This is a genomic window from Bradyrhizobium sp. PRIMUS42 (genome assembly GCF_023006515.1).
Lineage (GTDB): Bacteria > Pseudomonadota > Alphaproteobacteria > Rhizobiales > Xanthobacteraceae > Bradyrhizobium.
The window spans coordinates 1-440 of the sequence record NZ_JALBGZ010001610.1; the positions used below are offsets into that span (position 1 = coordinate 1).

The 440-nt window shown below is 66.8% G+C and carries 1 protein-coding gene; it reads left to right on the forward strand.

Annotated features, from left to right (window positions below; genetic code table 11):
• Nucleotides 1-74 precede the first annotated feature (74 nt).
• Nucleotides 75-392 carry a hypothetical protein gene (locus MOV75_RS41910; RefSeq protein ID WP_018321617.1) on the forward strand — a complete coding sequence of 106 codons (318 nt, stop codon included), beginning with the start codon at nt 75-77 and terminating at the stop codon, nt 390-392.
• The last annotated feature ends 48 nt before the right edge of the window (nt 393-440 follow it).

Sequence of the window (440 nt, forward strand, 5' to 3'; positions counted from 1 at the left end):
CCGCGTGCCGCGGCCGCCAAGCCGGCTCTCGCCGGCGCCGCACCGCGCATCGCGGTCATGGCAGGACGCTAGGCATGGCCGAGGATGGCAAGGGCACGGAACGCGTGACGTTCAGTCGCGGCTATGACGTCTGCATCATGGCCATCGACGGCACCTGGCGCCGCGACTGCAAGCTCAACGCGATCTCCGACACCGACGCCATCCTGACGGTGGAAGGCTCGATCCAAGGCTTGAACCTGAAAGAGTTCTTCCTGCTGTTGTCGTCAACGGGCCTCGCCTACCGCCGCTGCGAGCTGGTCCGCGTCAACGGCGCCGAAATGGACATCCAGTTCCTGCGCGGCAAGAACAGGAAGAAGCGCGGCGCGGCCGGCGGCCGTGACGAAGCGGCCTGATCGGCGTGGCAGCCGCCGCGCTGTCCGCCAGGTTGCTTTATATTTGCT